Consider the following 13051-nt stretch of genomic DNA (forward strand, 5'->3'; position numbering starts at 1 on the left):
GATACTGGGTTCGCCCCCGGGAAAGTAGGTAATCGCCTCCCATTAATGGATAGCAAAGCTCCTGTAACCGGGAGCTTTTGCTGTTTTTAGGCAGTTGTCGGCTGTCAGCTGTCGGCGATCGGCTGTCGACTTTTAAGCGGTAGGCTGTAAGCTATAGGCGGCAACACGCCCCTTGCGAATTACCCCAGGTGCTCCCCAAACGGAAGAGCGCCTTTTGCGTGATATACAGGTAGCTGCAACTACCGATATTACCCCCGAGCCCTGATTGCTTTAAGCTGACTGCCGAAATGAAAAACGCCCTCCAGACCGGAGAGCGTTTTTTGATGTAATACTGACACCGCGAGCAATAGCTTAAGGCCTAAAGCTTATTGCTTACTGCCGAAAATTGACCGCCGATCGTTGCAGCTTTAAGCCAATCCCTGACTGCTGACTGCCGATCGCCCCCTATCTTTCCCATATGAATCTCGATCTTACCGGAAAAACAGCCCTTGTCTGCGGGAGTACGCAGGGGCTTGGCTGGGCAACAGCCGTAGAACTGGCACAATTGGGTGCAACGGTTGTGCTATTGGCGCGTAACGAAGACCGGCTCAAAGCCCGTGTCGCCGAGCTGAATCGGTCTGCCGGACAGGAGCACCATTACCTCGTTGCCGATTTTACTTCGCCGGAAAATGTAAAAGAGGCCATACAGACCTTTCTCAGGCGGCATAACACGATCCACATCCTCGTCAACAATACAGGCGGCCCCGCGGGCGGTGCTATCCTCGATGCCGAGCCGGAAGCCTTCGCATCAGCTTTTAGCGCCCATTTGCTCTGCAATCAGGTACTTGTTCAGGCTGTCGTGCCCGGAATGAAAGCTGCCGGTTTTGGACGTGTTGTCAATATCATTTCCACATCCGTTAAAATGCCGCTGCCCGGCCTGGGTGTTTCCAATACCATCCGCGGAGCCGTTGCCAGTTGGTCCAAAACCCTGGCAGGCGAATTAGGCCCCTTTGGGATCACCGTAAACAATGTTCTTCCAGGATACACGGAAACAGCCCGGCTCGACTATGTCCTCGGGCAGCGTGCTGAACGCGAGTCCAGAAGCCTGGAAGACATCAAAAAGGAGGTTTCTAAAGATATCCCAGCCAGACGAATCGGTCAGCCAGAAGAGTTCGGCTCAGCAGCAGCGTTCCTCTGTACGCCCGCAGCGGCCTATATCAACGGAATTAATCTGCCCGTCGATGGCGGAAGATTAGGTTGTTTGTAATTTCACGACATGCATGTACCCATTCTTCGCCGGCCGGAAGCGCTGAAGCCGGGCGATACCGTGGCCCTGATGGCCCTGGCAAGTAAAATCGATTACGACAAAGTCATCCCACCGGCCATAGCCGTGCTGGAGAAATGGGGACTCAAGGTTGTCGAAGGACAATCTCTCAAAAGTCACTGGCATACTTTCGCCGGAACGGACGATATCCGCAGGGCCGATTACCAGCGGTTTCTGAACGACACATCGGTCAGGGCGATTATTTCAGCCCGTGGCGGGTATGGCAGTTCCCGTATCCTGGACCAGATTGACTATACGGCTTTTCAACAGCATCCGAAATGGGTGGCTGGCTTTTCTGATATCACAGCGGTATTATGCGACATCTACCGGCAGGGAATCGAAAGCCTGCATGCTACGATGCCCAAGCTGTTTTTTCAGGATGAAACCGGTTATTCCCTGGAATCACTCAGGAAGCTGCTGTTTGGAGAGGAAGTAATTTACCAGACCGTTCCCCAGGCCGATAACCGGTCGGGAACAGCCACAGGCACGCTCGTAGGCGGTAACCTCTGCCTGTTTGTTCATGTAGCGGGTTCACCGGCCGACGTGGATACGAAAGGCAAGATTCTCTTTCTTGAAGAAACAGAGGAATTTCACTATTCCGTCGACCGGTATATGGTCCAGCTACGGCGGGCAGGAAAACTGGAGGGGCTCGCAGGATTGATTGTAGGAAGCTTTTCAGAGCTTCGGGACAAGCCGGAGGACTTCGGTATGTCTATCCGTGAAATTATTCAGTACTGGGTGAAAGACTACTCTTTTCCGGTGGTCTATGGCTTCCCGGTCGGTCACGAAGCCGGAAACCTCGCGTTGCCGGTCGGTCGGAATGCCCGGCTGACGGTTGCTTCGGACGAAGTACGGCTCGAGTTTGTCTAAACAAATACCATCGTCAGGACGCCGGCCAGCATGATGATTTTGCAGAGCGTACTCAACCGGGCGAAATCCTGCTTGGTATCGGCATAGTAGAGCTGATAAGTCAGGTAGCCCACCGGAAAGAGGAGCCCGACAAAAACATACCGGAGCGTTTGATTCTGCAGGGGAGCCGTCATCGAGAAAAGGATGACAACAAACAACGCGATCAGCGTGTAGAGCAGGTACTTGGTCCGGGGAATGCCCCAGAGAATAGGCAATGTCTGACAGCCGAACGTCGCATCTCCCCGGACATCTTCCATATCCTTGATAATTTCCCGAATCAGGGAAATACTGAAAGCGAACAGCGCGTAGATATAGACTTCTGTCTCATGGCGATGGTAATGAACCGCCATCACGACCAGCGAGAGGCCCGTCAGCAGCGAAACCATGAGGTTTCCCCAGAAGGGAAGCCGCTTCAGGTGATTTGAATAGAGCCAGAGAAAGAAAACGGCAAGTGTATTGAGGAGAAAGACTTTCCGGTCGACCAGCCATCCCAGCGCTATTCCCGCAAAATTCAGAAAGAGATTGATACCCATGGCCCATCGCCGCTTCAGGTAGCGTCCGATGATGACCTTTTCGGGTTTGTTAATCAGGTCGATCTTGATGTCGTAGTAATCGTTGATGATGTAGCCGGCCGCGGCGATGCAGCTTGTTGCCAGGGCGAGCAGGAATACGTCCCGTTCCACCAGCAAGCGGTACCAGGGAATGGATTCTTCGCCGATCAGGGTAAAACGGACCAGGTATTGGGTAAACGCCAGGATCAGCAGGTTCGGCCAGCGGATCAGCCGGAAAAAACCGGTAACGATCTGACGGGCTGTCGGCTTGGGTTTATGGCGCATGTAGTTACTTCTTTCGCAGGGAATACGTAAAATTACGGCAAGAAAAGCGAACGAAAGGCATTTGCTGCCACCTCCGCCCATTTCTGTTCATCCAAAATTAATAGACGAGTTACGGCCTGACCGAAACCAACCGAACAATAGTTCTGTTGTACGGCAAACGGAAACGAATCATTCTGCATACATCGATGAATATAGGCATAGTGTGCTACCCGACTTTTGGAGGTAGTGGAGTCGTCGCTACCGAGCTGGGCAAAGCATTGGCCAAAAATGGGCACCGTGTTCATTTTATCACGTACAGTCAGCCTACCCGGCTTGACTTTTTCAACGAAAACGTCTTTTACCACGAGGTTTTTATTCCATCGTATCCGTTGTTTCAGCACCCGCCGTATGAGCTCGCGCTGTCGAGCAAGATGGTGGAAGTGGTGAAAAACCATCAGCTGGATCTCCTGCACGTGCATTATGCCATTCCGCATGCTTCAGCGGCCTACATGGCCAAGCAAATCCTCCGGACGCAGGGAATTACCATTCCGGTTATCACAACGCTGCACGGAACGGATATTACACTGGTTGGAAAAGACCCGTCTTTCGAGCCGGTTGTTACTTTCAGCATCAACGCTTCTGACGGGGTAACGGCGGTATCCGAAAGCCTTCGCCGCGACACCTACGAACAGTTTGCCGTGGAGCGGGAAATCGAAGTAATTCCGAACTTCATTGACCTGGAGCGCTTTCAAAAGCAGAAAAAGGACCATTTCAAAATGGCCATTGCGCCGCTCGGGGAAAAAATACTGCTCCACATTTCCAATTTCCGGAAAGTGAAGCGGATCGAGGATATTCTTCGCATGTTTGCAATACTCCGGAAGGAAATGTGTGTGAAGTTGCTCCTCATCGGCGACGGTCCCGAACGGGCCGGTCTCGAAAAAATGGCGCGGGAAATGGGCATCAGTCAGGATATCCGTTTTCTCGGGAAGCTCGATGCGATTGAAGAAGTACTGTCGATTGCCGATCTTTTCGTCATGCCTTCCGAAAAAGAAAGCTTTGGACTGGCTGCACTGGAAGCAATGGCCTGTGAAGTACCCGTGATTTCATCCAACGCTGGAGGTATTCCGGAGGTAAATATTCAGGGAAAAACCGGGTTTATTTCGGAAGTAGGGGATTACGAAGACATGGCCCGTAACGCTGCCTTTGTCCTCCAAGATGAGCAGCTGCCGGTTTTCCGGGCGCATGCGCTGGCCCGGGCCAAAGAGTTTGATATCAACCTGATTTTACCGCGGTACGAGTTTTTCTATCAAAAGATTGTCGCGCAGAGCAAATCCGCGTTGCCCGACCTCGAAATAGCCTGATCCATCATCCGCAGCGATCCTTCCCTATGAACTCCAATATTCCGAAAACTTCGCAGAAACGTGTCGTCATCATCGGTGCCGGTTTCGGCGGACTTGCCCTGGCCCGGAAGCTCTCGGCATACCCCGAAATCCAGACGGTGCTGCTGGATAAAAACAACTTCCACCAGTTTCAGCCGCTTTTCTATCAGGTGGCGATGGCTGGTCTGGAGCCCAGCTCGATTTCGTTTCCGCTTCGCAAGGCGTTTCAGAATAAGCTGCACGTTCATATCCGGGTGACGGAAGTACTCCGGATTGATACGGACAAGCGGGAGGTCGTGACATCGACGATGGGCGGTATTTCGTACGACTACCTTGTCATTGCTGCCGGCGCCGGTACCAATTTCTTTGGTATGCAGAACATTATCGACCGGGCGCTGCCCATGAAGTCGGTAGGCGAGGCGCTGGCACTGCGAAACCGGATGCTCGAGAACTTCGAACGGGCGCTGATTGCCGACGATATCGAAGACCGGCAGGGGTTGATGAATGTTGTCGTGGTCGGTGGGGGGCCTACGGGAGTTGAGTTGTCTGGTACTTTAGCAGAGATGAAGGTGCATATTCTGCCGAAAGACTATCCTGAACTGGATTTCCGGCAGATGCAGATCTACCTCGTGGAAGCCGGCGCCGAATTGCTCGGGCCTATGTCGGTGGAGTCTCAGGTAAAATCAAAACAATACCTGCAGAACCTTGGCGTGCATGTGTTGCTCAATTCACGGGTGACGGATTACGACGGACAGCACGTCCACCTGCTGGATGGCACCATACTCCGGACAGATAACCTTGTCTGGGCGGCCGGTGTCAAAGCCAATACCTTCGAAGGTATTCCGGTAGAGAAACTGGGCCGTGGCGGCCGTCTGAAAGCCAATGAGTTCTGCCAGGTAGAAGGCTATGACAACATTTTCGCGATCGGAGACGTGGCGATTCTCAGCGGTGATGACAAGTTTCCCGGCGGGCATCCGCAGCTGGCGCAGCCGGCTATTCAGCAGGGAAAAATACTCGCTGAGAACCTGCTTCGGCTGATCCGCGGCGAGGAAATGAAAGGATTCCGGTACAAGGACCTGGGATCCATGGCGACTGTCGGGCGTAACCTGGCCGTTGTGGACCTCCCGTTCCTCAAGTTTCAGGGATTTCTGGCGTGGATGACGTGGATGTTCGTACACCTGATGTCGATTGTTGGCGTCAAAAACCGCCTGCTGATTTTCATCAACTGGATCTGGAGTTACATCACCTATGACCAGTCGCTCCGGTTGATCATACGGGCAAAGGAACCTAAGCTTAAGCCGGTTATCCACGAGTCTGTAGAAGTTAACCCATCCTGATGCACGGGAACAATTGACAGAAGTCAGTCTTTCTTCCGTCTCTGATACGTATTTTTGCACTTTCTACCGATAACCACGCGTAGCCATGGAACCACAAAAACTCAGACCTAAAAACTCTGGAACCAAAAAACTATTCGACAACCCTGTACTCGAAGCACTATCCCGGACACACATAGCCATCCCGGTGTCGATGTTTTTCATTGCGGGAGGCGCATTGGGGTGGTACGCATTCACGCATACGGATCTGACTAACTGGCTGATCGGCGTATTGTTCGTGGCGGGTGTCATCAGCTTCACGTTTGTAGAGTACTGGATGCACCGGAGCGTATATCACATTGAGCCGACGACCCCGGCCCGTGCCAAATTTCAATATACCACGCACGGTGTACACCACGAATATCCGAAAGACAAGAGCCGCCTGGCCATGCCTCCGCTGCTGGCGCTGATCATTGCGACGCTCCTCTTTACGATCTTTTTCGTGATCATGGGCGAAGCGGCCTACGCCTTCTTCCCGGGCTTTATCTGGGGCTACGCGGGCTACCTGCTGGTACACTACTGCGTGCATGCCTATCCCCCGCCGAAGAACTTCCTGAAGCATCTCTGGATCAATCACGCCATACACCACTACAAGGATGGCAACGTTGTTTTCGGCGTTTCGTCGCCCCTGTGGGACTACGTCTTCCAGACCATGGACGACAAGTCCAAGAAAAAAGAGACCGGAAAAGCGATGGAAACGCTCTGAGGGCTTATTCCTGACTCCCTGGCAACGGGCCGCCTGCTCCAGGCGGCCCGTTGTGTTTCACGTTCTTAAAATTTCTGAAGGGTAGCCGTGCTGCCGCGTTTCTTCGTTATTTTGCAAGTATGGTTGAGAAGCGTTGGACATATCAAATACCCCCCGAGACGCAGGAAGAAAAAGAACGGGTGGAAGAACTGGCGCAGGCCATTAACCTGAACCCGTTTCTGACGACTCTTCTCTGGCAACGGAACATTCGTTCCTTCGACGACGCAAAAGCTTTTTTCCGGCCTCAGTTGAATCAACTGCACGATCCCTTTCTGATGAAAGACATGGACCGGGCGGTAGAACGGCTGAGCCATGCCCTCAAGGCTGGTGAGAAGATTCTTGTGTACGGAGATTATGACGTTGACGGAACGACATCCGTCGCGCTTTTCTACGGTTTTCTACGGACGTTTTACCCGTCACTGGAATTTTATATACCGGACCGGTACAAGGAAGGCTACGGCGTTCAGCAGCCGGGTATTGACTATGCGTTGGCTAACGGCTTTACACTGATTGTGACACTTGACTGTGGAATTAAGTCCGTCGACCTGATCAACAGCGCCCGGGAGCAGGGTTTGGATTTCATTATCTGCGATCACCACCGTCCGGGAGATCAGCTGCCCGATGCAGTTGCCGTGCTTGATCCCAAGCGGGAAGACTGTCAGTATCCGTTTAAAGAGCTGACAGGGTGCGGCGTAGGTTTCAAACTGCTGCAGGCTTACTGCCAGTATGAAGAGATCAGCCAGGAGCCCCTGCTGGAATACCTGGATCTCGTAGCGGTCAGCATCGCCGCGGATATCGTCCCGATTGTGGGCGAAAACCGGATACTGGCTTATTACGGGTTGAAGCAACTCAATGCGGCTCCCCGTATGGGCCTGAAAACCCTGATCCGGGCGGCGGGTATGAAGCCTCCGCTGGACATTACCAACGTTGTTTTCGGATTAAGTCCCCGGATCAATGCCGCCGGCCGTATCAAGCATGCCTACGACGCGGTGAATCTCCTGCTTTGCGAAGATGAAGCGGAAGCGGAAGACTTCGCCCGTATCATCAACGTACACAACACCGATCGCCGGGAGTTCGATACGCGCATCACGCAGGAAGCCCTGGAGATGATTGAAGGGAACGACTGGCTTCGCTCGGCGAAAACGACCGTACTGTTCAAAAACGACTGGAACAAGGGCGTCGTCGGAATTGTAGCCAGCCGTTGCATAGAGCGGTATTACCGTCCGACGATCATTCTGACCGAATCAAACGAAAAAGCGGCCGGGTCGGCAAGGTCGGTACCGGGTTTTGATGTGTACGAAGCCATTGAAGCCTGCTCGGACCTGCTTGAACAGTTCGGCGGGCATATGTATGCGGCCGGTTTGACGCTTAAGGTAGAAAATGTACCTCTTTTTCAGCAGCGGTTTGAAGAGGTAGTCGCCCGGAAAATCCGCTCGGAAGATCTCACGCCGCAGATCGACATTGACATGAAGCTGCCGCTGACGACGATCAGCGACAAGTTCTTCAGCATTCTCAGCCAGATGGGGCCTTTCGGGCCGCAGAACATGACGCCGGTATTTGTAGCAGAGCAGGTATATGTCTACGGAACACCCCGTATCCTCAAGGAAAAACATCTGAAGATGGACGTACGCCAGCAGGGTGGAGGCGTATTCCCCTGCATCGGTTTCGGCCTGGCGCACTTTTATGAACCCTTGCTGGAAGGGAAGCCGTTCGACCTTTGTTACCAGATCGAAATGAATGAGTTTCAGGGACGGCGGAACCTCCAGCTTCATATCAAAGACATTAAATTCCGGACAGCCTGAAGCGGCGCCGGAGCACGAATCGCATGATTCTTCGTACCGAAAATCTGGTCAAGAAATATGGACAGCGCCTGGTCAATGACCACGTGAGCTATCAGGTGGCACAGGGCGAAATTGTCGGACTTCTCGGGCCCAACGGCGCGGGAAAGACGACGTCTTTCTACATGGCAACCGGGCTGGTGAAGCCCAACAGCGGCAAAGTATATCTCGACGACCAGGACGTAACCAACCTTCCGATGTTCAAGCGGGCCCGGTTGGGCGTGGGCTACCTGGCGCAGGAAGCCTCCGTTTTCCGGAGCCTGACAGTCGAAGAAAACATCCTGGCAGTACTGGAGCTCCGCGGCGGGATGAATAAGACCGAGCGCCGGGAGAAAATGGAGTCGCTGCTGGAGGAATTCAGCCTCACGCACGTCCGCAAAAACAAAGGACAGGTACTGTCGGGCGGGGAGCGCCGGCGCACGGAAATTGCCCGCAGCCTGGCTGTAGATCCGAAGTTTATCCTGCTGGATGAGCCGTTCGCCGGGGTGGATCCGATTGCCGTGGAAGAAATCCAGGGTATTGTCGCGAAGCTGAAATTCCGGAATATCGGCATCCTCATTACCGACCACAACGTGGACGAAACGCTGTCGATTACTGACCGCGCCTACCTGCTTTTTGAAGGAAAGATACTCCGTGCCGGCACGCCGGAAGAGCTCGCCGCCGATCCGGTTGTGCGTCGGGTATACCTGGGTACGCATTTCGAGTTGAAGCGGAAGATCTGACAGCAGGGCGGGGTATTCCGGAAAAGCGAGCGGAAAGACCGTCGCAAAATCCGGCGATTCGCCCTACCTTTGCACCATGCAAGATCGCTATGCGCAACGGGGGGTATCTGCCTCCAAAGAAGACGTACACAAAGCCATCGCCGCTTTGGACAAGGGACTTTTCCCGAAAGCTTTTTGTAAGATCGTTCCCGATACCCTTGCCGGAGATCCGGAATACTGCACGATTATGCACGCCGACGGGGCAGGTACAAAAACTTCCCTGGCGTATCTGTACTGGAAAGAAACCGGAGACCTGTCTGTTTGGAAAGGCATTGCGCAGGATTCCATCGTGATGAATACCGACGACCTGCTATGCGTCGGCTGCACCGGCCCGGTATTGCTTTCCAGCTCTATCGACCGGAATAAAAACCGGATTCCCGGAGAAGTAATCGCTGAAATCATCAACGGTACTGAAGAAGTCCTGGCCATGCTCCGCGAGCACGGCGTGGAAATCTACTCGACGGGTGGCGAAACGGCCGATGTAGGAGATCTGGTTCGTACCATTACGGTCAACAGTACCGTCGTGGCCCGTATGAAACGCTCCGACGTCATCTCCAACGACCGCATCGAGGCCGGTGACGTAGTCGTAGGCCTGGCCTCTTACGGACAGGCTGCATACGAATCTTCCTATAATGGTGGAATGGGCTCGAACGGACTTACCTCTGCCCGCCACGACGTGCTCGGTCATTACCTGGCGGCGCTGTACCCCGAGAGTTTTGATCCCGAAGTACCTTCTGATCTGGTATACAGCGGCTCGCGCCGCCTGACGGATCCGGTTGAAGGTACTCCGCTGAATGTGGGCCAGCTGGTTCTGTCTCCTACGCGGACCTATGCGCCGGTTGTCAAGGCGATTCTTTCCGAAATCCGCCCGCATGGGATGGTACACTGCTCGGGAGGCGCACAGACGAAGGTGCTGCACTTTATCGATAATCTTCACGTCGTCAAAGACAACCTGTTTCCGATTCCTCCGCTGTTCCGCCTGATTCAGGAAGAAAGCGGTACGGCCTGGTCGGAAATGTACAAGGTCTTCAACATGGGCCATCGCCTGGAAGTGTACCTGCCCGAAGCGGAAGCGCAGCGGGTTATTGAAATTTCCCGGTCGTTCGGCATCGAGGCACAGGTAATTGGCCGGGTTGAAGCGTTTGAAGGCAAGCGGGTAACGGTCCGGAGCGAGTTCGGCGAATTTACGTACGGAGACTGAGGCATGGGGGAAACGATCCAATCTGTTGAACCCGCGCTGGGAACGGGCGTATATACCGTTCCAGATGTCGCACATATTCTCCTGCTGCCGCTGACGCGGGTCCGTCGCTGGCTGGATGAATTCTGGAACGGACGGCTGTCCGAAACGACCGGTATGACCTATTCCTGGGGAAAAGGCCGCGACCGCGTTGTCACATTCCAGACCCTGATTGAATTCTATGTATTCTTCAAGCTGCGGGAGCTCGGGATTTCGACGACCCGGATTTTGCAGGCCCATGAAGTCAGTTCCCGGTTGTTGCAAACGCCGTTTCCGTTCGCGTCGTCGTTTTTGCTGACCGATAGTAAGACGTTATTTGTCGAAATCGGAAACGAAACGCTGATCACTGCCGATTCCCGGCTGCAGTATGAAATCCGTGAAGTCATGGAAGGCTTTTGCCGGAAAATCGAGTTCGACGCCGACAAGCTGGCGTCAAAATTCTGGCCATTGGGCAAGGACCGCTCCATCGTGATCGATCCGCACCGGCAGTTTGGTCAGGCAGTGATTCAGGGAACGTCTGTTCTGGCCGAAACCCTTCACCGGATTCACCTCGGAGGAGAAGAAAAGGAAACGATTGCCAGCCTGTTTGCGGTAACGCCGGCACAGGTCGACGACGCCCTCTTCTTCGTTAACCGTTCTGCCTCATGAAACTCTTTCTGGATACGAATCTGACACCTTTTTTTCCGGCAGCCCTGCAAAGCGCGCTGGGGATGCTTCCGTGGAAAGAGGGAGAGTTTTCAGGTAAGCGCGACGCCGTACTGCTGACTCCGGAACTGAATGTTCATCGGACGCCTTCCCACTGGGCCATTCTCCGGAAACTGGGCGTAAGCGTGATATTCGTTTCCCTGCCGCCAGAGGGCGTATGGTTTCTCGACGAAGCAGCTATCCGGCAGAAGCGCTGGGAAGACATACTTCGCAAATGCAACCGGCAGGAAACCCGCCCGTTTGCCTTTCGGTGCGACCTGAACGGCACGCGCCTCAAAGCGTTATGACGCTCCATATCCGGGTAAAGCCCAACAGCAAGGTCGACGGACTCGCCTATGACGACGCCGGAAATCTCACCGTTAAAATCAAGGCTCCGGCACAGGACGGTAAAGCCAACGACTACCTGGTGAAGTACCTGGCAGGCGTTTTCGGTATTTCGAAGTCCAAAGTACAGCTCGTATCCGGCTTCACCAATCCCCATAAAAAGTTGGAAATTGACGCTGAAGAGGCAGAAATCAAGCAAATACTACAACAGCTTGTGTAGCTCCCGCAACTCGCTGATCTGATAGGTAGCATGCTCGTAAGCCGGGTAGTGCGATTGCTCCGGCCGGAAATACACCGCGTCCATGCCGACGCTCAAGGCTCCGGCGATATCCGTTTCGGGGTTATCGCCAATCATCAGTGATTCCGACACAGCAGCGCCGGTTAATTCCAGCGCAAAACGGAACATCTTCTCTTCCGGCTTCTGCGCACCTGCTCTGGAGACCGTAATCACTTCCCGGAAGTAGTCTGTAATACCACTGCTTGACATTTTAATGGCCTGTACCTCGTCAAAACCGTTGGTCAGAATGTGCATTTCGTACTTCGGCGCGAGGTAGTCGAGCAACTCTTTCGTGCCGGGCAGGAGGTGGGGCTTGTAAGAACATTGCGCGAGGTACCATTCGCTGTATTCGTCACAATGCGGGTGCTCGTCACAACCCAGCGCGCTCATCACTTCCCGGAAGCGGCGGTGCCGCAATTCAGCTTTGGTAATGCGGTTGGTATCGTGCAGGTGCCAGAGCTGTGCATTAACCTGGCCGAATGTTTGCTGGAGGAGGCTTTTTCCGCTTACACCAAATGTTGCAAGTCCGAAATGATCATACAAATCAGCCAGGGTTTCATTGGAGTTCCGTTCAAAATCCCACAGGGTATGGTCCAGGTCAAAAAAGAGATGTTTGTACGCCGGCATGATGGAATATTTTCTTGTCCTTTATCTGTGGACGGTGTTTCTCGAGAAAATCGGTGAATAACTCCAGCTCGTCGAGCAGGGGTTGGAAATCATACGAATCGTAATGGTACGTTTCGAGGTAAACGTTCTGGAAATCGGTAATGAGGTAGTCCAGCTGACGAATATTCCATTGACGGAGACCCAGCAGATATAACGTCTGAAAGTGATGGGCGAACTTCGGCGGCTGGTAAGAAGCCGTGGTTTTGATGTCTATGGCGCGGTTTCCGCCCACGATATCGACAAGCCCGTAGAACTCGACATGCCGGATAGCCGTCCGCACATAAAACTGCGTTTTATACCGGAACGGCAGGTGACTCCGCATTTGCCGGATAATATCCGCGGAAAAAGCTTCTTCTCCCTTGCCGGTGACGAGCGCCGTTTCGAAGTTCACGCCGCGTAGCTGAGCCTCTGTTTGCGGACGGGGTACACGATTGATCCGGTCGATCAGCTCCTGCTCACTCACGTAGAGGTCTCCTTCGCTGTTCCGGGCTTCGTGGTGAAACAGTGAAAAGGACTGAAGCAAAGAGGGATAGATGCGGTAGCGAAGCATTTTAAGGGCTTTAAGCTATATGCTGCAGGCTTTAAGCAAAAGGCTGTTACCAATGGTCTTCTTTTTAACTTTCTGTGAATTCTGTGTTTTCTGTGAGAGATTTAATTTTTTCTCACAGAAAACACAGAATTCACAGAAAAGGCTCGATGAGGGAACTGAACCGGTTACT

General features: G+C 53.4%; 14 protein-coding genes. 11 read left to right on the forward strand and 3 right to left on the reverse strand.

From position 1 onward, the window contains the following. Positions 1–457: 457 nt before the first annotated feature. Both BLR09_RS21880 and BLR09_RS21885 read left to right on the forward strand, forming a co-directional pair. Positions 458–1246, forward strand: a complete 789-nt coding sequence (locus tag BLR09_RS21880) for an SDR family oxidoreductase (RefSeq protein ID WP_093207875.1) — start codon at positions 458–460, stop codon at positions 1244–1246. Positions 1247–1255: 9 nt separating this feature from the next. Further along, positions 1256–2173: a S66 peptidase family protein gene (locus BLR09_RS21885; protein ID WP_093207876.1), complete on the forward strand. Its 918-nt coding sequence runs from the start codon at positions 1256–1258 to the stop codon at positions 2171–2173. Here the strand turns inward: BLR09_RS21885 and BLR09_RS21890 are convergent. After that, a complete protein-coding gene (locus BLR09_RS21890; RefSeq protein ID WP_093208179.1) occupies positions 2170–3048 on the reverse strand; it encodes a geranylgeranylglycerol-phosphate geranylgeranyltransferase in 879 nt (292 codons plus the stop codon). The genes BLR09_RS21885 and BLR09_RS21890 overlap by 4 nt on opposite strands. Positions 3049–3233: 185 nt before the next feature. Between BLR09_RS21890 and bshA the strand changes: the two genes are divergently transcribed. From bshA to BLR09_RS21935, 9 genes are all read left to right on the forward strand, one after another. Beyond that, on the forward strand, positions 3234–4388 hold the full coding sequence (bshA, locus tag BLR09_RS21895; RefSeq protein WP_093207878.1) for an N-acetyl-alpha-D-glucosaminyl L-malate synthase BshA: 1155 nt from the start codon (positions 3234–3236) through the stop codon (positions 4386–4388). A gap of 26 nt (positions 4389–4414) precedes the next feature. Next, positions 4415–5743 (forward strand): NAD(P)/FAD-dependent oxidoreductase, encoded by a 1329-nt coding sequence (locus BLR09_RS21900; RefSeq protein ID WP_093207879.1) that lies wholly within the window; start codon positions 4415–4417, stop codon positions 5741–5743. An 85-nt stretch (positions 5744–5828) separates the two neighbouring features. Continuing rightward, positions 5829–6485 carry a sterol desaturase family protein gene (locus tag BLR09_RS21905; RefSeq protein WP_093207881.1) on the forward strand — a complete coding sequence of 219 codons (657 nt, stop codon included), beginning with the start codon at positions 5829–5831 and terminating at the stop codon, positions 6483–6485. A gap of 119 nt (positions 6486–6604) precedes the next feature. After that, a complete protein-coding gene (recJ, locus tag BLR09_RS21910) occupies positions 6605–8326 on the forward strand; it encodes a single-stranded-DNA-specific exonuclease RecJ (RefSeq protein ID WP_093207882.1) in 1722 nt (573 codons plus the stop codon). A 23-nt stretch (positions 8327–8349) separates the two neighbouring features. Then, complete coding sequence (gene lptB, locus BLR09_RS21915; protein ID WP_093207884.1) at positions 8350–9084, forward strand: LPS export ABC transporter ATP-binding protein; 735 nt, start codon at positions 8350–8352, stop codon at positions 9082–9084. Positions 9085–9160: 76 nt separating this feature from the next. Further along, positions 9161–10324: an AIR synthase related protein gene (locus BLR09_RS21920; protein WP_093207885.1), complete on the forward strand. Its 1164-nt coding sequence runs from the start codon at positions 9161–9163 to the stop codon at positions 10322–10324. 3 nt (positions 10325–10327) lie between these two features. Beyond that, entirely contained in the window at positions 10328–11008 is a 681-nt protein-coding gene (locus tag BLR09_RS21925) for a DUF433 domain-containing protein (protein WP_093207887.1), read from the forward strand. Beyond that, positions 11005–11352, forward strand: a complete 348-nt coding sequence (locus tag BLR09_RS21930; RefSeq protein WP_093207888.1) for a hypothetical protein — start codon at positions 11005–11007, stop codon at positions 11350–11352. The genes BLR09_RS21925 and BLR09_RS21930 overlap by 4 nt, the downstream gene beginning before the upstream one ends. Continuing rightward, the gene (locus tag BLR09_RS21935; protein ID WP_093207890.1) at positions 11349–11609 is read left to right on the forward strand and encodes a DUF167 domain-containing protein; all 261 of its coding nucleotides are present in this window, start codon (positions 11349–11351) and stop codon (positions 11607–11609) included. The genes BLR09_RS21930 and BLR09_RS21935 overlap by 4 nt, the downstream gene beginning before the upstream one ends. Here the strand turns inward: BLR09_RS21935 and BLR09_RS21940 are convergent. Both BLR09_RS21940 and BLR09_RS21945 read right to left on the reverse strand, forming a co-directional pair. Continuing rightward, on the reverse strand, positions 11592–12293 hold the full coding sequence (locus BLR09_RS21940) for a YjjG family noncanonical pyrimidine nucleotidase (protein ID WP_093207891.1): 702 nt from the start codon (positions 12291–12293) through the stop codon (positions 11592–11594). The genes BLR09_RS21935 and BLR09_RS21940 overlap by 18 nt on opposite strands. Continuing rightward, positions 12265–12882, reverse strand: coding sequence for a hypothetical protein (locus BLR09_RS21945; RefSeq protein ID WP_093207893.1), 618 nt, complete (start codon positions 12880–12882; stop codon positions 12265–12267). The genes BLR09_RS21940 and BLR09_RS21945 overlap by 29 nt, the downstream gene beginning before the upstream one ends. Positions 12883–13051 lie beyond the last annotated feature (169 nt).

This window comes from Siphonobacter aquaeclarae (assembly GCF_900103285.1).
GTDB lineage: Bacteria > Bacteroidota > Bacteroidia > Cytophagales > Spirosomataceae > Siphonobacter > Siphonobacter aquaeclarae.

Excerpts from the sequence above, each read along its gene's own strand:
- BLR09_RS21880 (WP_093207875.1), top strand. The coding sequence starts at position 458 with ATGAATCTCGATCTTACCGGAAAAACAGCCCTTGTCTGCGGGAGTACG.
- BLR09_RS21885 (WP_093207876.1), top strand. The coding sequence starts at position 1,256 with ATGCATGTACCCATTCTTCGCCGGCCGGAAGCGCTGAAGCCGGGCGAT.
- BLR09_RS21890 (WP_093208179.1), bottom strand. The coding sequence starts at position 3,048 with ATGCGCCATAAACCCAAGCCGACAGCCCGTCAGATCGTTACCGGTTTT.
- bshA (WP_093207878.1), top strand. The coding sequence starts at position 3,234 with ATGAATATAGGCATAGTGTGCTACCCGACTTTTGGAGGTAGTGGAGTC.
- BLR09_RS21900 (WP_093207879.1), top strand. The coding sequence starts at position 4,415 with ATGAACTCCAATATTCCGAAAACTTCGCAGAAACGTGTCGTCATCATC.
- BLR09_RS21905 (WP_093207881.1), top strand. The coding sequence starts at position 5,829 with ATGGAACCACAAAAACTCAGACCTAAAAACTCTGGAACCAAAAAACTA.
- recJ (WP_093207882.1), top strand. The coding sequence starts at position 6,605 with ATGGTTGAGAAGCGTTGGACATATCAAATACCCCCCGAGACGCAGGAA.
- lptB (WP_093207884.1), top strand. The coding sequence starts at position 8,350 with ATGATTCTTCGTACCGAAAATCTGGTCAAGAAATATGGACAGCGCCTG.
- BLR09_RS21920 (WP_093207885.1), top strand. The coding sequence starts at position 9,161 with ATGCAAGATCGCTATGCGCAACGGGGGGTATCTGCCTCCAAAGAAGAC.
- BLR09_RS21925 (WP_093207887.1), top strand. The coding sequence starts at position 10,328 with ATGGGGGAAACGATCCAATCTGTTGAACCCGCGCTGGGAACGGGCGTA.
- BLR09_RS21930 (WP_093207888.1), top strand. The coding sequence starts at position 11,005 with ATGAAACTCTTTCTGGATACGAATCTGACACCTTTTTTTCCGGCAGCC.
- BLR09_RS21935 (WP_093207890.1), top strand. The coding sequence starts at position 11,349 with ATGACGCTCCATATCCGGGTAAAGCCCAACAGCAAGGTCGACGGACTC.
- BLR09_RS21940 (WP_093207891.1), bottom strand. The coding sequence starts at position 12,293 with ATGCCGGCGTACAAACATCTCTTTTTTGACCTGGACCATACCCTGTGG.
- BLR09_RS21945 (WP_093207893.1), bottom strand. The coding sequence starts at position 12,882 with ATGCTTCGCTACCGCATCTATCCCTCTTTGCTTCAGTCCTTTTCACTG.